We start from the raw sequence: 20106 nt of genomic DNA on the forward strand, positions 1-20106 counted from the left end.
GTATTTTGACACGAATTAAAACTAAGCCATTGCTAGGGTTTCTCTTGAACCCATTCGGGGTACATGCCCGTAGCATAGAATTGCAGGATGACGAACTGTTGGTCGCTGCCCGGCGTGATCGGTGTATTCAGATTGGCAGCCTAAAAACCGCCCCATCAATCAAAACAGGCTTCATGGGCAGCACCTTGAATGTTTCCATCGATGACGGAACGAGTGTTGCGCTCCGAGGAACCAAGCATAGTGATGCGATCTCATTCAAGGAAAGCGTTCAATCCAACTGGGTCGCCCACAACACAGCACTGTTTGAAAAAGAACGCTCGACCATTGATGACATCCTACGTGTCATTGCTAAATTGTCGGAACCTTCGTGTTATCCGTCAGCCTATTTGTTTTCGCCCACCCTTGTGAGGGCAAAAGCTCTTAACAGCGAACTCCTGACGAAATTACCAGAAGAAGCCATAGGCGTAGGCGTTTTCGAACAAATTCAATCGATTCAGGATTTCGTACAAAACGCTGTTGTCATGCGTGATCAGGCAATCAAGAAATTTGAGACGCAGCAACTCCCCCAGTGGGCCGACTTCTTTGACACATTCGAAAGCAACCCACTGACACCAGAGCAGCGGATATCGATCCTTGCCGACGAAGATGCGACGCTTGTGCTGGCTGGGGCAGGATCGGGTAAAACGAGTGTCATCACTGCCAAAGCTGGCTACCTAATCAAGTCTGGCATCAGGCAACCAGAAGAAATCCTGCTACTTGCATTTGCCAGAGACGCCGCCAAGGAAATGTCAGAACGGATCGAAGAACGATGCGGTGAACCATTAGAAGCCCGAACGTTTCATTCGCTGGCCTATGACATCATAGGGGTGGTTGAAGGAAGCAAACCCGCCCTTGCGGCACATGCGACAGATGACAAAGCCTTCATGGCACTGATCAAAGAAATCTTGCGCTATCTTGTCCACACGGTAGCAGAGGTATCCAAATCGATTATTGGATGGTTTTCTCACGCCCGCTTGGAAGGCAAGACCGAATGGGATTTTAAGAAAAAGCACGACTACTATACCTACGTCGAAAAAATGGACCTTCGAACTCTTCAAGGGGAACAGGTCAAGAGTTTCGAAGAGTTGATGATCGCGAACTGGTTGTTCGAAAACGGGATCGAATACGAATACGAACCCAATTACGAACACAAAGTATCCGAAGGCGGCTACCGTGATTACTGCCCAGATTTCCGTCTCAAGAAAAGCGGTGTCTACATCGAACATTTTGGTGTGCGACGAACCAAGAAAAACGATGGCACCTATCATCTGACCACAGCACCCTTCGTTGACCGTGAAGAATACTTGGAAGGTATGGCGTGGAAACGCGATATTCACAGCGAACACGATACAACGTTGATTGAGACGTTCAGCTATGAGCGTGAAGATGGGCGTCTGCTTGAAGCTTTGGCTGAGAAAATTGCACCATTTGAAACACCCAACCCCCGATCACGGGAGACCCTGTTCGATATTGTCGTTGAAATGAAGCAAGCTGACAGCTTTGTTCAGCTTATCGGCACATTCTTACGTCATTATAAAGGTGGCGGATACCAGTTAGCCGAATGTGAAAACAAAGCAGGAAAGCTCAAGTTGGGCAGACGGGCTACGGCATTCTTATCTGTCTTTGCCCCCCTCTACGCCGAGTACCAGAGACGACTGGATGGCCGCATCGATTTCGAAGACATGATCCTGAGGGCGTCCAACTACGTGGAAAACGGGGCATATCACAGCCCATTTAAGCACATATTGGTGGATGAGTTTCAGGACATATCCCGCAGTCGTGGGTGCTTGGTGCAGGCTCTGAAAGCGCAGCATGTCGATGCGAGGGTTTTTGCTGTAGGTGACGACTGGCAATCGATCTACCGCTTTGCGGGTTCAGACATCAATCTGATGCGTGGTTTCGGCCAGGAGTTTGGTGGTGCTTTCGATGGGCGATCTGATGTTCACCGCGTTGTTGATCTTGGCCGAACCTTTCGGTCGGTGGATCAGATTGCCTATGCCGCAAAGAAATTTGTACTTCAAAACCCCGTCCAGTTGAAAAAGACAGTAATCCCTGCGGGAACCGCAGACCATCCAGCCCTGAGGGTGGTCTCTACTTACCGTCACGACGCAGATGAAAAGCTCAAACAGGTATTGCGTTCGCTGCATGAAATCGCTGTATCAAAAAGAAAACCAGAATCCGTGCTGCTGCTGGGGCGATACAGATATCTGGCTCCGTCCAACCTTGCGCAGCTGCGTCGTGAATTCCCCAGCCTGAATATATCATTCAGAACGATTCACTCGTCTAAGGGGTTGGAAGCTGACCATGTTATCCTGCTCAACCTTTATCGAGGCCGAACAGGGTTTCCTTCCGAAATCGTTGATGACCCTCTTTTGAATTTGGTGTCACCCGATGCCGAACCCTTCGAGAATGCAGAAGAACGCCGTGTCATGTATGTGGCTCTGACCCGTGCACGTCATACTGTGACATTGATGGGGTCTGCATCTAAGCAGTCAGCTTTCGTCACGGAATTATTGGCCGATCCTGAATATGGCGTTTCCGGCAGCGAAGCATTGGATGAGGTGAACCACATTTGCGGCGAATGCGGAGGGCAACTTTTGGCATTCCCAACTAAAAACGGGCGTACTTGGTACAGGTGTGAACACGCTGAGCTTTGCGGATATTCACTGAATGCCTGTTCAGAGTGCGGGAGTGGCTTGCCTGAAAAACGAGATAAATCAGGGATGAAGACGTGCACATGTGGTGCGCTATATCCGAGTTGCCCGCAATGTGAGAACGGCTGGCTTGTTGAGCGACGGGGGCGGTATGGCCGCTTCTTAGGATGCGTGAGTTTTCCTCGCTGTAAGGGGAAGGCGAAAGCCACTTGATTTGGTTGACCTTCCGCCAAGATTGGCTTCCAATGCCCTTTATCATTTTGATAAAACAATCACCTCCCCAAGCTTTTATGCCAAATGCTACACAAGTGTAGGCTTCCAATTAAGGAAATGTTATGTTTAAGAAATTTTTGAGGAAAAACGCCCCTTCTCCAGCTAGAAGTGGCGATTTCGCGGAAGGTAAACGACTGTTTGAATTAGGCGTAGCCGCTGCACATCGTGATAACTTCATCGAAGCTCAAAAGTTTTACACCCAATCTATCGAAGCATTTCCTAACCCCGTCCCTTATCTTAATAGAGGGCGGATACTAGTGAAGCGGTTGCGCCACTATGATGCATTGAACGACTTCCAGAATGCTCTTCGTTGTGATTTGGAGCAAGGAAATGAGTTCGTTGACGAAATAAAAGGTGAAATACAATCGGTTCAATTTTTCACGGAGCTTTATCGTGATGGGACACGTGAAAAACTAATCGCGGACTATGATACGCAAGACGATATCATGTACGTTGCACGTCGGGTTTTTTGCACTTCATTCAAAGTCAAAGCGGACGGGTTTGTTCCTTACAACTCGCCGCTGGTTCAGTTCCACTTCTTTAACGAAGTCGATAACATTGCCCGTTTTGATGACCTCTCGCTTTACCCAGAAGTAGCCGAGTTTTTGGATATCTATCCAGCCGCTTTTGTTCGTAAAATGGTTGATGCGCAAGTAGACAATGAGGCTTATTTGGTTGCTGAATCTATCCTACATCGTTTCCTTTGCGCATATGATGAAAAAAGGATGCGTTACCTAAGGCGACATATGTTGTATGATATTCATCAACGTCTCTTGGACCGCGATTACGGTGCAACGGGGCATTCAACTATGGATGCCGAACCAAATAGTCACATCATTCGAGAAGCCGCTGATTGGTTATCACTTTCTGCTGCTGGAGAGCACGATCAGAGTCTACCGCCAAAGGAAAATCAGTTGTTCAATATCTTTAAAAAGAAACCTGTCAGCACCATAACTACCCTCGGGAAAACTGCCGTGGTGGTTTCAATCACACGAAACGGGAAAATCCTGTACACAGATGACACTGTAAAAGGCTATCCGAAAGATCATCTTGAGGGCAAGGTGTTCGAGGTTTCATTCCCCACACAGACAGGTACCCCATATTTTGCGTATTATCTATGTGATGAATATTATGGCGAAGTTACGAACCCGAACATTCAAGGGACCGTGCAAATGGCTATGGGGACCTCCAAATTCAGATCAGAGGTCTCAGAAAAAATTGGGCTTTTCCTCGTTCAATACTTGAAGAGTACGTGTCGGATTGATGCGAGTAAAGAAATAGTGAGTTTTAGCCACAACCGCGCCCACACAAATGTTCTCGCATACATCGAGGCGCTGGATGATTGGTTTCCTGTTCAACATTGCGATGCGGAAGGTGATGATGCATCTGAGTTGAAGGCCGGAATGGTAAACGATGGGACGCTGTCCGTATCGCAGGTCATAGCTGTGTCAGACTTGTCTCCAACAGGATAAGCGACCCCTTCGGCCTTTATAGTGTATTACACATGAGGTTCATCTAAGAGGCGCTACGATCTTCACCATGTCAGCTACACCTAACAACCATCTGCGAATCAATGAGTAAGACGCTGTATCGCATGACTCTTGCCTAGCGATGGCTATGATGCTCGGAATTAGCCACTTATCGATGCAACAACTCAAGGCGCATTACTAATTAACGTCAGCAGGGCTTCTTATGCACTCTAACTTAAATTTGCTAAACATTTTGCTAAACAATCTGCTAAACGCCAAATTCTCAAGATACTGAAAACAAACAATATTTATCAATAAAATGAGATATCTGGCGGAGACGAAGGGATTCGAACCCTCGAGACGATTCCTCGCCTACTCCCTTAGCAGGGGAGCGCCTTCGACCACTCGGCCACGTCTCCGCTGACCCGTTTATCTATATGTTCCCCTGGGAACAAGCGGAAAATTGAAAATATTCTGTGTATTTCGATCATTTCCCCCACGCAGAGTTCCGGAACATATCCTAGCTCACACAGGAAGGTCGGCGCTCATTTGCTTACCTTAACCCCTTGTTCTTCATGGCCTTATGCATTTTTTCTCATCCTGTTCGGCCTTGGCATCGTCTCGCGCTGTTGATTCATTCGGGCTCGTGTGACCGGTTTGAGAGGTTGTTTGCTGCAATAAATGAGCGCTTTGAGAAACATGCATACAGAGAAGCTGAGCCATTTGATTGACGCACAAGATTCTATGGATACCCCCTAAGGTTCTTCGATCATCTTCACGGAGCCGGTCAAGGGTGCTCATGTAGCAGTGCGGAAGCGTGAGCTGGTGCACTATGATCCTCTTTCTAAGGGTGCTTATGAGAGGCGTTATTTGCACATAACCCATCCGGTTCCCCAAGCACTGCTCGCCTCTGAGATTGCCGAAAACTGGGGGCTATCCAGCGGTGGTTTTCAAGGCAAACATTCTCCCCCTGGATGAGATTCGAATTTCAGATGAATACGACAGATCGGTAAAGGGGATTAACTTTTCAATCTGCCGGGAGAAAACGGCATACATTAAAGCAACTTCTGATTGGTTGGTGAGGACCGACATTACCAGGTTTTACCCCTCCATATACACCCACTCCATTCCTTGGGCCGCATATGGCAAAGAGCGGGTCAAATCTGGTATGGGGTGCTATAAGGGGTCGTTTGTTGACCAGATGGATGTGTTGGTAAGGGCATGCAACCGCAATCGAACCATTGGTATTCCGATTGGACCGGAGACCTCCAGAATTGTGGTTGACCCAAATTACAAAGAGCTTCTGCTGGCTATGTTGTTGTTACAGGAAGATCAGTGTGCGGCACGCCAATATCTTCTCGAAAAACGGCTGCTGAAAAAAGCTAAAAGAGAAAGCAGGAAGAACAAGGGGTTTGTTCAGTTCTATTTATAGCGTCAGATCCAAAGCAGGGGGGGCACTTGCAACGCTTACATCAGACTGATGGCAGGCAACTGCCGTCGGTCACGCGGAAACTGTTGTGGTTTTTCCGATCATCTTGCGGTGAGACGCCGTAAACTTCCTTATAGTGGTTCAGCATGGGGGAGGTGGATGAATAGCCAACGGAATAGGCAATCTCGGTGATGGTATCGCTGGAATAGAGCACCAGTTGCCGGGCTTGTTTCAGACGCAGAAGACGGTAGTATTTCAGAGGACTTTCGCCTGTGGCGCGCCGAAAGCTACGCTCCAGGCTGCGCGTTGACATATTGACGGCTGCGGCCACATCTCTGATCTGGACCGGGTCTTCAACATGTTCCGCAAACATCTGAATCGCCTTTGTGACCTGCTTTGGCATCGTGTCTGTTGTGGTCGCGGTGGTCAGGGACGGGGTCTTTTGCGAAACCTCACCCGTGCGTACAAATGGATGCTGAAACCAGCAGGCCACTTCGGTCATAATTTCCGCACCCAGGGCTTTCTCGATCAGACTTAACATCAGGTCGAAAACCGCCGCTGCCCCCGCGACAGTCAGGCGCTGGTCGCCCTCACAGATCACCGTTTTAACGGGTGTGCTGTCGGGAAATTCAGCCGAAAAAGCAGCGTCATAGCACCAGTGCACGGACACCGGATGGCCTTTCATCAGCCCCGTTCGGGCCAGGGGAAAGATCCCGCCGCTGAACGCACCGATGGAGTGGCCTTCGCGCAGGTGGCGTTGCAGAAATGCCGTCGCTTTGGCATCATTGGCAAATGTCCCGGCGGGGCTTGAGGTCAGAAAAATGTGATCCAGATCTGTTGTGTCCGTCATCACGCGATCGGGCGCAAAAACCACCCCGGCGGATGAGGTGACCGGCGCCCCGGTTTCGCCCAGAACATGCCAGCGAAAGGTTTCAGTGCCCGAGATTTCATTCGCCGCGCGCAGAGGCTCAATCGCCGAGGTCAGGCAGGCCATGGGAAAGTCCGGAAAAATGAGAAAGCCAAGGGTTACTGTGTCGGACATGGGAGGGCCTCTGATTGTAGTTCTGTGACCGTCCGAAAGATCTGATTTTCCAGTTCACGTGCCGCAGGCGATGCGGGCGAATCCGCTTTTCGCAGCATGTGAATTTGCCGCGGGGGCAAAGAAACGGGCAGGGGAAGGAAGGCAAGATCACGGCTTTCCGCCATTTTCACGGTCATTTCTGGCAGGATCGTGATGCCCAGCCCCGCGCGCACCATGGCCAGAAGGGATGTGATGTTATGGACGCTCAGCAGGGCGTTTTCATGGATGCTTTGAAAGGCGGGTGTCGTGATTAGTCGGGCCAGATCATTGGCGATGAACTGATGATCCTGCAGGGCTTCCCATGTCAGATGCGCGCTGGATGTCGCAAGGGTGTGATCCACAGGACAGACCAGGCCAAATCGGTCTGACAGCAGGTCCTGACGATAGAGGGCACCGCCGCTTATGCCAGCGGAGGCGATGCCAATGTCAATGCGTCCGCGGGACAATTCATGCAGAATAGTGGTGGAATCCATGTCGCGCAATTCGATCTGAACGCCGGGAAATTCATTGATAAAACAAGATATTGCCCGAGGCATGATCGCAGAGGCAACCGAAGGCACAGCCGCGATGCGCACACGTCCATGACGGGCATTTGCGAAACTTTCAATCGCCTGAACTGTGCTGTCAAACTGATAGAGTTCCCGTTCGGCCTGTTCCAGAACAAAGGTTCCAAGGGCCGACAGACGGTTCTTGCGATCTGTTTTGAACAGGGGTTCGCCCAGGTGATCTTCCAGTTGCTTCAGCATCATGGAAACAGCCGATGGCGTGCGCCCCAGTTGACGCGCCGCATCTGACAGTTTCCCGGTTCGCGCCACGGCTGCAAAGCAGCGCAGCATTTCAATTTTCACAGCCATATTTCAGTTTTTCTGAAGTTGAGTTCACTTGTTTGAGTTTGACTGAAGTTGATGCCCTTGTCCATAATGATCGCGCAATTGCACGCAGAACGCAGAACTAAGCGGAGACCCCGGATGACCGACACCAAACTGAACCTTATCGCAGGTACCTGGACCGCAGGCGACAGCGAGATTGAAAACCGCAACCCGTCTGATCTGTCTGATCTCATCGGGATGTTTGCGCAGGCGTCAGCGGATCAGCTGGAAGCGACGCTGGATCAAGCGAAAATCGCCCAGGCCGAATGGGAAGCTTACGGGATTGAACGCAAATACAACGTGTTGATGTCCATCGGTAATGAGATGATGTCACGCGCCGAAGAGCTTGGTACATTGCTGGCGCGCGAAGAAGGTAAACCTTTCGCTGAAGGCAAAGGTGAAGTTTATCGCGCCGGTCAGTTCTTTACCTATTACGCCGCTGAAACCCTGCGTCAGATCGGTGAAAATGCGGATTCTGTGCGCCCTGATATTGAAATCGACGTGCGCCGCGAAGCGGTTGGCACCGTTGCGATCATCAGCCCCTGGAACTTCCCGACAGCGACTGCATCCTGGAAAATCGCACCTGCGCTTTGCTATGGCAATGCGGTTGTCTGGAAACCTGCGAACGCGACGCCTGCCTCTGCGGTTGCCCTGACCGAAATCATTAACCGCCAGGACATTCCGAAAGGTCTGTTCAGCCTTGTGATGGGCGCAGGTCGCGAAATTGGTCAGCGTCTGGTCGAAAGCCCGAAAGTGAACGCGATTTCCTTCACCGGTTCCGTGCCTGTGGGCAAAGGCATTGCGTCTGCAGCGATCCAGAACCTGACCAAGGTTCAGATGGAAATGGGTTCCAAAAACGCTCTGGCGGTTATGGATGATGCCGATCTTGATCTCGCAGTTACGCTTGCCTTGGGTGGTGCCTTTGGTGGCACTGGTCAGAAGTGTACAGCTTCCTCCCGACTCGTGGTCCACGCGTCTGTGCATGATGCCTTTGTTGAAAAACTGGTGGCAGGTGCGCAGGCTATGAAAGTGGGCCACGCGTTGGAAGAGGGCACGCAAATCGGCCCCGTTGTGTCTGAACAGCAGCTGAAAGAGAACCTTGCTTATGTTGAGCTTGGCAAATCTGAGGGTGCAGAACTGCTGTGCGGTGGTCAGCGTTTAGAGATGCCACACCAGGGTTACTATATGAACCCAGGTGTTTTTGTTGGCTCAACCAACGACATGCGCATCAACCGTGAAGAGATGTTCGCGCCGCTCGCCTCAGTGATCAAAGTCGATGGCTATGAAGAAGCGCTGTCGGTTGTGAATGACACAAACTTTGGCCTGACATCTGGCATCGTGACGCAATCTCTGGCACGTGCAAACCACTTCCGCCGCAATGCAAAAACCGGCTGTGTGATGGTGAACCTGCCAACTGCAGGCACCGATTACCACGTGCCATTTGGCGGTCGCGGTGACAGTTCTTACGGCCCACGCGAGCAAGGTAAAGCGGCGGCAGAATTCTACACCACTGTGAAAACCGCTTATATCTCAAGCGGATCCCCGTTCTGATGCGACCCATGATGCGTATCGATAACCTGCAATATGCCAACTGGTCGGAAAAGATTTTCCGCCAGTTGCGCGAAGGCGGCGTGGATGCGATCCACGTCACCATCGCATACCACGAGAACTTTCGTGAAACGGTTCTGAATTTCGAGAAATGGAACCGTTGGTTTGAACAATACCCTGACCTGATCATGAAAGGTCAGGGTGCATCAGACATTGATGTGGCACGTGAAACCGGGCGCACAGCTGTGTTCTTTGGCTTCCAAAACCCAAGCCCGATTGAAGATGACATTGGTCTGGTTGAAATCGTTCACACCCTTGGCGCACGTTTCATGCAGCTGACCTATAACAACCAATCGCTGCTGGCGACGGGCTGTTATGAAGCTGAGGACATGGGCATCACGCGGATGGGCAAGCAGGTCATCAAAGAGATGAACCGCGTGGGCCTTGTCGTGGATATGAGCCATTCCGGGGATCGTTCCACGATTGAAGCGGCCGACCTGTCGGAACGCCCCATCGCGATCACACATGCGAACCCGCATTCCTGGTCACCGGCGCTGCGCAATAAGAAGGATGATGTCATCCGGGCTGTGACGCAAAACGGCGGCATGCTTGGGTTTTCCGTCTATCCGCATCACCTGAAAGACAAGGGCGATTGCACGCTGGAAAGCTTTTGCGAGATGATCGCACGTACCGCAGAACAGTTCGGCGCTGAACACCTCGGGATTGGGACAGATCTGTGCCAGGACCAGCCAGACAGTATCGTTGAATGGATGCGTGTCGGGCGCTGGACCAAAGAAATCGATTACGGTGAAGGCTCTGCCAGCGCACCCGGTTTCCCCGATATGCCGCATTGGTTCCGGGACAACCGTGACTTTGGCAACATCGAAAACGGCCTGCTTGCAACAGGTCTGTCTGAGGATGAAGTCGCCGGGATCATGGGCCGCAACTGGTATAATTTTTACGCCGAAAACTTCAGTCCACGAGGATAAAACATGGAGACACCCGTACAAAACTCCATCCCGCAGCGGGACCCGGCCCTTGTGATGCGTCTGAACCGCATTGGTTCTATGCATCAGTGCCGTCTTAGCTTTATGCGGGTGCTGACACGCCGTCTGGCGAAAGAAAACTGGAGTTTTGCACGACCTGTCTTTGATGTGGATGCGAAGGGAGTTGGTCATGCCGTCTATACGGCGACCGGCCCTGTGCGTACCTATTCTCTTGTGGCGTTTGCACATGATCTGCCACCGGAAATGCGGTCTGATCGCGTGATTGCCACTGCCTGGGATGCGACCTTTACCCTGTTTGACGGGATGCCCACGGCGGAAGACATTGAACGCCTGTCAAAGAATGTTCCCTATCAGGAAGCCGGGCGTGTGAATGAAAAATCACTGTCTGTGTCCCGTGCGAACCGCTCTGTTCGTTTGTGGGAATATATGGTGGATGCGCTGTCCAAAGGGGAACAGCCGGATGCGGCGAAGGTTGCCTCTGTCGGGTATCTCATGCGCACAACCGCTGTTTATGGATCGGGTAAACTGGGCGCGGCGGATCATGAAACCATTGCCGACCGGCCGGAATTTGACGCGCCGTTCCAGGCTGAAATGCTGTCTGTCTTCCTGACCCGGGCTTTTGTGCGCGATATGATCAACCACCTGGCGCATGCTCGTGGTGGTGATCAGGCGACAGAACTTGCACCAGAAATTGCGCATGGCCTTGGCATTGGGAATTCAACCGGTCTTGGTATGGCACCCTTTTTGATCAATCACCCGGTGTTGTTGAACAACTGGGTCGCGGCCCGTGAAGAAGCAATTGCCCGTGTGCGCAGTCTGAACACTGTCACTGAGGCACAAGCAAACCTGTTTCGCAGCCTTTTTGCCCGTGTGCAGGTGCTTGTTAAAGCGTGGCGCTCGGAACATCCGGTCCAGATCAAAAAGCTGGACGCACTGAAAGCTGATCTTGATCAGATTGCGAGCAGGCTGAACAATGACGATCTTACGGCAGACGCCCCATGGGATCGCCTGCTGAACTGGACCAGTGAGGCACTGTCTGAAGAAGGGCAGGAGTTGATCGCATCGCTGATCCTGGAACCATACGGTGATCTGGTCGATAATCTGTCGTCTGCCATGTCCGACCACCGGCCTGATGCTTTCCGTATTCTCGGTTCCATGTCTGTTGCAGCCCTTCGCGACCTTATGCGCGGAACTTATGGTTGGGCGTTGGAAACCGACTGGTCCGCACAGGAAAATTGTGCCCGTGCCTGGTATGTATCCGAAGAAAAGCTGGAACCGCGATTGGGTGAACGGTTTGAAGAACCCATCGCAGATTACGAACAACCGCTTGCGCCGGGGCGGGATGTGGCACGGGCCTTCGAGAACCTTAAAACCTGGGATGCCTCAACACCGATTGCAGAATTCCTGCTGAAACACCCGGAACACCGCCACAGCATCCGCCGTGTCCAGATCAATGCCTGTGCGCCTTACAGCGAAATTCAGGACAATACGATCTGCGCTGACATGATGCCCATCGATATGCTGCGCTATAAGCTTGCGACCTTTGGCGCGACGCATTTTGACCCACGGTCTGATCGTTGGGTACGGATCTGCATGTTCGGCAACGCGCCTTACCCGGAAGAGCTGACCAATGAGAATGCCGATTTCTGGGTGTATCCTGATGGGGAGGGCCGAACATGAGCTATGCGCTGAATGAAGTCGAAGCTCTTGCCAAACGTGCCGTGCGTGGCGCAGGCATGAGCTGGGGCACTGCAGAGGAGGCCGCGAAAGCAACTTGCTGGCTGTGTCGGAACAGGATTGACGGGGCAGGTGTTCTGTCAGCTTTACTAAGACAGAATGCCGGCAAAGGGGAACAGGATCTGCGACCTGTCGCGACGACGGGTTTGTGGCAGACTGCGGATGGCGGGCCTCTTTGTCCTTTATTGTCTGGTGCCACTTTATCCGACTGTGCTGTGGCGCTGAAAGATGCCCCGATTACCATGCGAAATCTGTCTTTCCCGCTCTTATTGCTTCCCTTCCTGGCGTCCGCAGCAGCGCAACTGGGCTGCACGCTGACCCTGGAATGTGATGCCGGAGCAGGATCCACAGATGGAAACGAACTTGCGCTGTCAGGTGAAGGTTTTTTGCAAGTGAAATCCGCCGATGTTGTGATCCGTATCGGTGATTTTTCCGGCAAAACCCTTTCCCAGGACAGCCGCGCCACACCCGCCCCCGAAGCCTGGGACACTCTTAATACCTATGCCCATAAAACCTACGCCCCGGCGACCGAAGCATCGCGCCTTGCCGGGGCCGGGGCCGGGCTGTCTGACAATGATTAATCAGGACGTATGACATGACTGAAACCAAAATCCTCACACTTGCTGAAATCGAAGATATCGCTTTCCGCGCTCTTGTTGCTGCCGGTACATCAGAAGCAAACGCCCGCCCTCTGGCGGTTGCCACGGCTTCTACTGAGGCTGACGGTGTTGCCAGTCATGGCCTGGCTTATATCCCGATTTATGCGGAACATGTGCAGTGCGGCAAGGTTGATGGTCAGGCGAAACCCGTTCTCAGCCAGCCGCGCCCGGGCGTGATCAACGCCGATGCGGCGACAGGCTTTGCGCATTCCGCGATTGATGCGGGTTTTGATAAACTGATCCCGCTGGCCCGTGAACAGGGTGTGGCAGCGCTGGCGATCCGCAACAGCTATAACTGTGGTGTTCTTGGCATTCACACCGCACGCCTGGCAGAAGCTGGTCTGATGGGTATTGGTTTTACCAATGCGCCGGCCTCTATTGCACCTTCTGGCGGTGCAAAACCTGTGGTTGGGACAAATCCATTTTCTATCGCGGCCCCAGGGGCTGATGGCCAGGCAGAAGTCCTGATTGATCAAAGTGCCAGCACCATCGCGAAATCAGAAGTGATGAAACATGCGCGCGAAGGCAAAGCCATTCCGGAAGGCTGGGCGCTGGATGCTGACGGCAACCCCACCACCGACCCCGAAGTCGGCCTGAAGGGATCAATGGCACCGTCCGGCGGTTACAAAGGTGTGGGTATCGCGTTGATGACTGAAATGATGGCCGCGGCCATGACCGGTGCGACCCTGGGAACAGAAGCATCGCCGTTCTCAGGTACTGCAGGTGGCCCGCCAAAAACCGGTCAGTTCTTTCTTGCGATCGATCCGGGCGTGACCTCAGGCAATGAGTTCGGCGCACGTCTTGCAGCACTGACTGCTTCCATCCGCGATCAGGAAAATGCCCGCCTGCCGGGTGACGGGCGCAAGTCAAAACGTGCACGTGCACAAACAGAAGGGGTGGCCGTCAATGTGGCCACACTCGATCGGATCACCGCCATTATCGGCTGATGTTCTGAGGGGAATGAAAAGGGTCAGGGGCTGCGTCCCTGATCCAGGGCATCTGTCCAAAGGGGAACAGTGCGAACAGGGAGGAGACATCATGTCAACCAAAGCACCATTTACGGATCTTGACATTAAAACGTCAGATTCAGGATTTTATGAGGGGTATAGCATCCCCATCGCTCTGATCAGTAAGGCCGTCATGGCGACGCTGGTGATCTGGGCCTTAGTCTGGCCAGCCAATGCCAATGGCGTTCTGGGCAGCCTGAACTGGAAAATTCTGGGGGAGTTCAACGCCTTCTATATCATCATTACGGGCTTCTTTGCCTTCTTCCTGTTTGTGTTGGCTGCTTTGCCGCAAACCGGCAAGATCCGCATGGGCCGCGAAGGTGAGAAACCGGAGTTTTCAAACTTCTCCTGGTTCTCCATGATGTTTGGCGCCGGTCTTGGTGTGGGGCTTATGGTCTTCGCCACAGCTGAGCCTCTTGGCCTCTGGGGGTCAAACCCTGTCATCGTTGCCGGTGAGGTTGTTGGAAACACGCCCGAATCCGTGCAGTCAGGTTACCGCTATACCTTTGCTCACTATGGCATTCACGCCTGGGCGATCTATGTGGTGACAGGCTTGTCCCTTGCCTACTACGCCTATACGCGTGGTCTGCCTTTGACCATCCGTTCTGCCCTGACACCGCTGTTTGGTAAATACATCAACGGTTTCATGGGCCATATTGTGGATGTTCTGGGTATCGTAGCAACCATCCTTGGTGTGTCTGTCACCATCGGCTTTGGCGTCAGTCAGTTCATTGATGGTGTTTACGCGGTGACCGGTATGGAATGGATCATGGATATGGGCGGTGACGCACCTGTTCCCGGCACCGTTGGCCTGATTTCTGGTCTGCTTGTCATCATGGGCTTGTCCATTGTCTCTGCAGTAACCGGTGTCGATAAAGGCGTTAAGATCCTGTCGAACCTGAACCTGGTTCTGTCAGTTATCCTGCTGCTGACCTTTGTGATTTTCGGGTCCTTCATCTTCGCGATGACAACCTATGCTTCTGCACTTGTGGATTACATTCTGCATTTTGTGCAAATCAGCTTTGGTGCATGGAGCCCGCAGGATCCTGCGGCATTTGCAGCAGCACTGCCAGAAGCAGCGCAGCCGCTGGCCGACGACCTTATCGGGGGTGCGACCAACGCATGGGGCAGCTTTGACGGCTTTAAATCCGGGTTGACCGGTGCGGCTGCTGAACTGGATGATACAACCCTGGCTGCTGTTTATGACGCTGGTAATGCAGGTCGCCAATTCAGCTGGCAGGCAGGCTGGACAACCTTCTACTGGGCGTGGTGGATTGCATTCTCACCTTTCGTGGGCCTGTTCCTTGCGCGCATTTCTAAAGGTCGTACCATCCGTGAATTCATCATCGGCTGTGTGTTTGCACCAACCGCAGTGTGCTTCGCATGGATGACCATTCTGGGCGCAACCGCGATTGATCTGGAAATTTCCGGGGTTGCCGATGGTGCAATTATCGCAGCGTCTCAGTCGTCCAAGCTGTTTGTGACTCTGGAACATATCATTTCCGGAGGTTTCCTGACGCTGATCACTGTGATGTGTGTGGTGTTGATCCTGACCTTCCTCGTGACTTCCGCTGACTCTGGTATTCTCGTGATGAACACGATTATGTCCGGTGGGGAAACCCAGGCCGGGGTAAAACACCGGATCGTCTGGGGTCTGATCCTGACGCTTGTGATGGGGACATTGCTTGTGGCGGGTAAAGCCAATGGCGAAGTGGATCCGATGGAAGCACTGAAAAGCGCGATGATCATTGGTGCCCTGCCGTTCACCATGGTCATGGGGCTGATGTGTGTGTCCCTGACAAAGGCGTTGTATAATGACAACAAACGCCGGAATGAGGGCACACAGGTCACACCTGCTGAGTAAATGAAAAACCGGGATCAGCAGAGACGCGCATATGCTCTGCTGATCCATTCCCCGACGTCAAATTAGTCTATTCAAGAGAAACGTCTCAGGGGCACTGCATCGATTGCTAAGCACTCAACCAGGGCCATCAGCGGGAAGTACGTCGTGAAGTTTTAGCATTGGAAGTGAACTCTGATGTAACAATTAAAGCCAGAGGTAACCCTTGGTGACGAACCATGAAGGTCGCTGACGCCAGGGTGTTGATGACGACATGCCGTCTCAGCCGTTGGTGAAGCTGCTACAGGAGGTTTTGCCCAGAACCCTCAAAGGTCAGAATGTGACAGCTGATCATTTTCCATTGAAAAGGATGCGAGAGAATATCTCGTAAAATGAGTATACACAAGATTCGCTGTGTATTCAGATAATTTAAAAATGTGTAGGGAGTCTCACTGAACAACAGATGCAAATATCTGACAGAGATACCATGGGCCTCGGAAACTTTTTCTGGGTTTAGGCTTTGATCGCCCAAGTGCTGATCAATATACATGTAGAACCGGCCAATAACTGAATTTGCGCGACCGTCGGGTTGCCTGGAGTCAGATGAGCGGACACTTTCTGTCGCAGAAAGAAAGTCGGTTGCTGCGCGGTTTACGGCCCAAAAGTAGAACCGCAAAGCCTCGTTCAGTGTGTTTCAGGCGAGATATTGATATCCAACTCTTTTTGAACCACGTCCAGATAATCGTCATGACTTCGGAACTGCACGATATTGAGATATGTTCCGTCGGGTTTATGTACCAGTTCGCGGCGCGGAACGCCCGCCTCATGTGAGACAAAGTCCCTTTGGAAAATCGTCGAAGCTGCTCAAGATCAGTCTCCGTTTTGCCTTCGGCTAATTTGACCGGCGCAAGAACGGTAAGACCAAAAAGCGCGAGCGCGCCCTTCAACAAACCCCATTTAGAACCCGCGGCCCCTGGCGCTTTGGTTTTGCGCCACGGGGTCAGATTACCCGAAATGCAGGGTCTTTACTTCCTGGAAATCTTCGATCCCGATTGTGCCGCCTTCGCGACCGTTGCCCGACATTTTATATCCGCCAAAGGGCGACCCATAATTGAAACCGCCACCATTGATATGCACGGCACCCGCCCGCAACTGGCCGGCGACCCGTTCCGCGCGCAGGGGATCACCGGTTTGCAGATAGGCCGCCAGACCGTAAGGCGTGTCATTGGCAATTGCGATGCCTTCGGCTTCGTCCTCAAAAGGAATGATCACAAGAACGGGGCCAAATATTTCCTCTTGGGCGATACGCATATCATTTCTGACATCGGCAAACAGCGTCGGGCGGACAAACCAGCCGGTGTCAAACCCTTCGGGCTTGCCCGGGCCGCCGGCCACCAGTCTGGCGCCTTCATCAATGCCGGCCCGGATCATCATCTGAACGCGGTCGTACTGAATGCGATCAAACAGCGGGCCCAGGTGATCGCCCTCTTGCGAAGGGTCGCCGACCTCATGCGCGTTGGCGGCCCGTGTGGCGATTTCGACGACAGCATCGTAACAGGATCGTTCAACCAGCAGACGCGTCGGAGCATCGCAGGACTGGCCGGTGTTGTAAAAACATTCCTGCACCGATGCCGTCACACGGTCTTTCAGATCGCAATCGGCGAAGATCAGATTGGGGGATTTTCCACCAAGTTCCAGCGTCACGCGTTTGACCGTTTCTGCAGCATCTTTGGTCAATGCAACACCTGCACGGGTTGAGCCGGTGAAAGACATCATGTTGATGTCCTGATGTCGGGACATGGCAGCGCCTACGGTCGGACCATCCCCATGCACAAGGTTAAACACACCGGCAGGAAACCCCGCCGCATCAATGATTTCTGCGTAAATCGCGGCAGAGATTGGCGTGTGTTCCGAGGGTTTTAAAACACAGGTGCAGCCCGCAGCAAGCGCAGGCACCACCTTCAGAACAATCTGGTTCATTGGCCAGTTCCAGGGCGTAATCAGACCACAGACACCAACAGCTTCGCGCAGCAGGATGTCGCCATTGTCCAGGGTTTCACGTTCAACCTGATGTTCAAGTGCGCTGATGAAAGCGTCCAGATGGCCCACTGCTGCATCGGCCTGTGCGTCACGAGACATAGAAATGGGTGCCCCCATCTCAAGGCTCATGGCCTGGGCGAGATCTTCAAACCGGTTTTTTGTTTCAGCAAGAAGCGCGCGCAGAAGAGACAGGCGTTCTTCTTTGGAGGTCTGAGAGTAGCTTGCAAAAGCAGCCTTTGCCGCGGTGACCGCATGATCAACATCGGCCTGATTCCCCAGGATGATTGTGCCGATCTGCTGTTCTGTTGCGGGGTTCAGGATGGGGAATTCAGCAGCTGAGGCCGGGGTAACCCATTTTCCGTCGATATAGAATTTACGAAGATCACGCATTTTATTTCCTCCGGTGAAACCAACAGATGCAAAGGGGCAGGGCGCCTGATGTCAGAACCTCTGCGCATGTGTCATTTGGATGCATGGACTTTGCCTTTTGCATGCATTTCGCGCTTGCGATTGCGGGTGCGCTTTGTGGCGTCTTCCGATCCGTCGTGATAGGTGCCAAACCACTTGTCCCAGGGCATTTCCGCGTTGCCATAATTGCATTCGTAATACCGGTGATGCAGTTGATGAAAAAACGCACCCAACAGTAAGGCCTGACGATCTTTGGCCCAGATCGCTTCGTATCCGGAATGTGAGCTGGCGGCGCCAAGCATCAACCAATACCCAAGGAACAGCATGTGGACCGGATGGCTGGGCAGGATCAGCATAATCAAAAGCGCACTGAGATAGCCAAACGCCTCAACCGGGTGCATCGACATGCCAGACCAGGGGCCGGTGTTTACGTTGCGATGATGGACGGCGTGAACATGTTTGTAGATGAACGGCTGATGCAGCAGCAGATGCACAAGATAAAAATGCATGCTTTGCCACAGTGCCAACAGCGGAAACAGGGCAATAAACCAGATGGGATGCGCCGAAAAACTAAGCGTTTGGATGAACTCATTTGCATACATCCAACGCAGAAAGGATTCGAGCACCGACAAGAACGTCGCGCCAAACACCATCGAATAATAAACGTTATCCCAGGTCTGATAGCCAAATTTGAACAGCGCGTTTTTGCGTTTCAGATATGGTCTTGGATCGTATTTCAGCAGTTTGCCTTGTCCGTCGACGCCATAAAACCAAAGATGCAGCCCGCCTGCGACAATCAGCAACAACAGCCAGTTGCGCACAAAAACATGCGCCAGCCATGCAAAAGAGAAACTGGTCTGATCCGGACCAACGGGTTGCATCAGGAATGCGATAAGAAACGCAAGCAGCAGAAAAATTGAGCGGTCTGAAAATTGCAGCCAGTTCTGCCAGGCCCATTTTCCAAGCACGCCGAATTTTGGCGGCCAGGCCCAGTAGGGTGCGAATTTCACCGGCAATTCCGGATGCCAGTGCCATTCGCGGCTCATGGGGGCGGGTTCGGTTTTTGGGTGCTCTTCCGGGTCTGTGTTCGCTGTCGTCATGTCCTGTCCTTTTCTGAAAATCTGTTGGCTTCAGCGAAAAAACTGGCGGGGGCTCATAGGGGTATTTGCGTGATGCTTTGCGGAACATGAATATTACGCGTGGAAGGGGCGGCGTTTATCCAGCGCCTCGCGCAGCTTGTCATGTTCGCCTGGTTTCATCGCGATGGACGTCGCGCCATCCGGATAACTGCCATCCAGCACCGCCGCGCGATAGGCCGTCAGGCCTTTCATGCGTTCGGCTTCTAATGTGGCGCGCGCCGCTGCCATATCGGCAAACGCTTTGGCATGACGGGGGGCGTTTTCTGTGTCGCCGCTGGCATCGTCCTGAAACAGAAAGATCACATCCGCCGCATCCCCTGATCCGATCGAATGGGTGATCAAACCGGTGCGCGGGCTGAGTTCGGCAATGACTTCGCTGGCGACACATTCAAGTTCAACCGCATAAGCCCCGGCGTCTTCAAGGCGGCGGAGATCTTCGGCCAGTTGCAGGGCTTCATCCGCCGTGCGGCCATAGGCGCGCAGACCGCCGATATTGGTGGACAGGCGCGGCACAAGGCCAAGATGCCCCTGCACAGCAAGCCCTTCGTCCGCCAGCAATTCGACAGCCTTAAAACTGCGCAGCGTATAGACCGCGTCCGCACCAGCGGCGGCGGCACGAATGCCAGCGCGCAGGATATCCTGATGGGTTTCATAATCACTGGCCATCAGGGCGGCGGTTGTGAACGTGTCGGGCGCGCCGGCACGCACTTCTGCCAGGTCATGATCAACAATTGAAAGGTGATCAATTCCGGCATTCTGGGCGGCGGCCGCTTCGGTTCGATTTACAGCGGTGGTCTGGACAAATTTGCGCTTGCCTTTGCCCGCTTTAATATCTGCAACCGTCAGATTGCGCGTCGCGGGCATTCCGCCATATGTGTAAATACGTTTCATCGCAACCGCCTTCCTG

14 protein-coding genes and 1 tRNA gene are annotated in these 20106 nt (G+C 52.8%); 9 read left to right on the plus strand and 6 right to left on the minus strand.

Annotation, left to right across the window (positions count from 1 at the left end):
- The first annotated feature begins 173 nt into the window (after window positions 1-173).
- Together H1D41_RS05950 and H1D41_RS05955 are read left to right on the plus strand one after the other, a co-directional pair.
- Entirely contained in the window at window positions 174-2906 is a 2733-nt protein-coding gene (locus H1D41_RS05950) for a UvrD-helicase domain-containing protein (RefSeq protein ID WP_228848080.1), read from the plus strand.
- A gap of 122 nt (window positions 2907-3028) precedes the next feature.
- Window positions 3029-4438, plus strand: coding sequence for a hypothetical protein (locus H1D41_RS05955; protein WP_228848023.1), 1410 nt, complete (start codon window positions 3029-3031; stop codon window positions 4436-4438).
- 326 nt (window positions 4439-4764) lie between these two features.
- Here H1D41_RS05955 and H1D41_RS05960 read toward each other — a convergent pair.
- Window positions 4765-4854, minus strand: a tRNA-Ser gene (locus tag H1D41_RS05960).
- 524 nt (window positions 4855-5378) lie between these two features.
- Between H1D41_RS05960 and H1D41_RS05965 the strand changes: the two genes are divergently transcribed.
- Entirely contained in the window at window positions 5379-5867 is a 489-nt protein-coding gene (locus H1D41_RS05965) for an RNA-directed DNA polymerase (protein WP_228848024.1), read from the plus strand.
- Window positions 5868-5907: 40 nt separating this feature from the next.
- Here H1D41_RS05965 and H1D41_RS05970 read toward each other — a convergent pair whose 3' ends face one another.
- Together H1D41_RS05970 and H1D41_RS05975 are read right to left on the minus strand one after the other, a co-directional pair.
- Complete coding sequence (locus tag H1D41_RS05970) at window positions 5908-6906, minus strand: GlxA family transcriptional regulator (protein ID WP_228848025.1); 999 nt, start codon at window positions 6904-6906, stop codon at window positions 5908-5910.
- Window positions 6891-7799 (minus strand): LysR family transcriptional regulator, encoded by a 909-nt coding sequence (locus tag H1D41_RS05975; protein WP_228848026.1) that lies wholly within the window; start codon window positions 7797-7799, stop codon window positions 6891-6893. Before H1D41_RS05975 ends, H1D41_RS05970 begins: the two co-directional genes overlap by 16 nt.
- A gap of 114 nt (window positions 7800-7913) precedes the next feature.
- Here H1D41_RS05975 and H1D41_RS05980 point away from each other — a divergent pair, with 114 nt between their 5' ends.
- The 6 genes from H1D41_RS05980 to H1D41_RS06005 all read left to right on the plus strand — a co-directional run bounded on the left by H1D41_RS05980 (window position 7914) and on the right by H1D41_RS06005 (window position 15636).
- Complete coding sequence (locus H1D41_RS05980) at window positions 7914-9365, plus strand: aldehyde dehydrogenase family protein (RefSeq protein ID WP_107495056.1); 1452 nt, start codon at window positions 7914-7916, stop codon at window positions 9363-9365.
- A gap of 11 nt (window positions 9366-9376) precedes the next feature.
- Window positions 9377-10351 (plus strand): membrane dipeptidase, encoded by a 975-nt coding sequence (locus H1D41_RS05985; protein ID WP_228848081.1) that lies wholly within the window; start codon window positions 9377-9379, stop codon window positions 10349-10351.
- A 3-nt stretch (window positions 10352-10354) separates the two neighbouring features.
- Window positions 10355-12049: a hypothetical protein gene (locus tag H1D41_RS05990; protein WP_228848027.1), complete on the plus strand. Its 1695-nt coding sequence runs from the start codon at window positions 10355-10357 to the stop codon at window positions 12047-12049.
- Window positions 12046-12687, plus strand: a complete 642-nt coding sequence (locus H1D41_RS05995) for a DUF3726 domain-containing protein (RefSeq protein ID WP_228848028.1) — start codon at window positions 12046-12048, stop codon at window positions 12685-12687. Before H1D41_RS05990 ends, H1D41_RS05995 begins: the two co-directional genes overlap by 4 nt.
- Before the next feature lie 14 nt (window positions 12688-12701).
- Entirely contained in the window at window positions 12702-13712 is a 1011-nt protein-coding gene (locus H1D41_RS06000) for an Ldh family oxidoreductase (protein ID WP_228848029.1), read from the plus strand.
- 91 nt (window positions 13713-13803) lie between these two features.
- Entirely contained in the window at window positions 13804-15636 is a 1833-nt protein-coding gene (locus H1D41_RS06005; protein WP_228848030.1) for a BCCT family transporter, read from the plus strand.
- 981 nt (window positions 15637-16617) lie between these two features.
- Here the strand turns inward: H1D41_RS06005 and H1D41_RS06010 are convergent.
- The 3 genes from H1D41_RS06010 to H1D41_RS06020 all read right to left on the minus strand — a co-directional run bounded on the left by H1D41_RS06010 (window position 16618) and on the right by H1D41_RS06020 (window position 20090).
- A complete protein-coding gene (locus H1D41_RS06010) occupies window positions 16618-18042 on the minus strand; it encodes an aldehyde dehydrogenase family protein (protein ID WP_228848031.1) in 1425 nt (474 codons plus the stop codon).
- A gap of 71 nt (window positions 18043-18113) precedes the next feature.
- A complete protein-coding gene (locus tag H1D41_RS06015) occupies window positions 18114-19160 on the minus strand; it encodes a sterol desaturase family protein (RefSeq protein ID WP_228848032.1) in 1047 nt (348 codons plus the stop codon).
- Between the two features lie 93 nt (window positions 19161-19253).
- Window positions 19254-20090 (minus strand): 3-methyl-2-oxobutanoate hydroxymethyltransferase, encoded by an 837-nt coding sequence (locus H1D41_RS06020; RefSeq protein WP_228848033.1) that lies wholly within the window; start codon window positions 20088-20090, stop codon window positions 19254-19256.
- Window positions 20091-20106 lie beyond the last annotated feature (16 nt).

This window comes from Halocynthiibacter styelae, from assembly GCF_016123485.1.
Taxonomy (GTDB): domain Bacteria; phylum Pseudomonadota; class Alphaproteobacteria; order Rhodobacterales; family Rhodobacteraceae; genus Halocynthiibacter; species Halocynthiibacter styelae.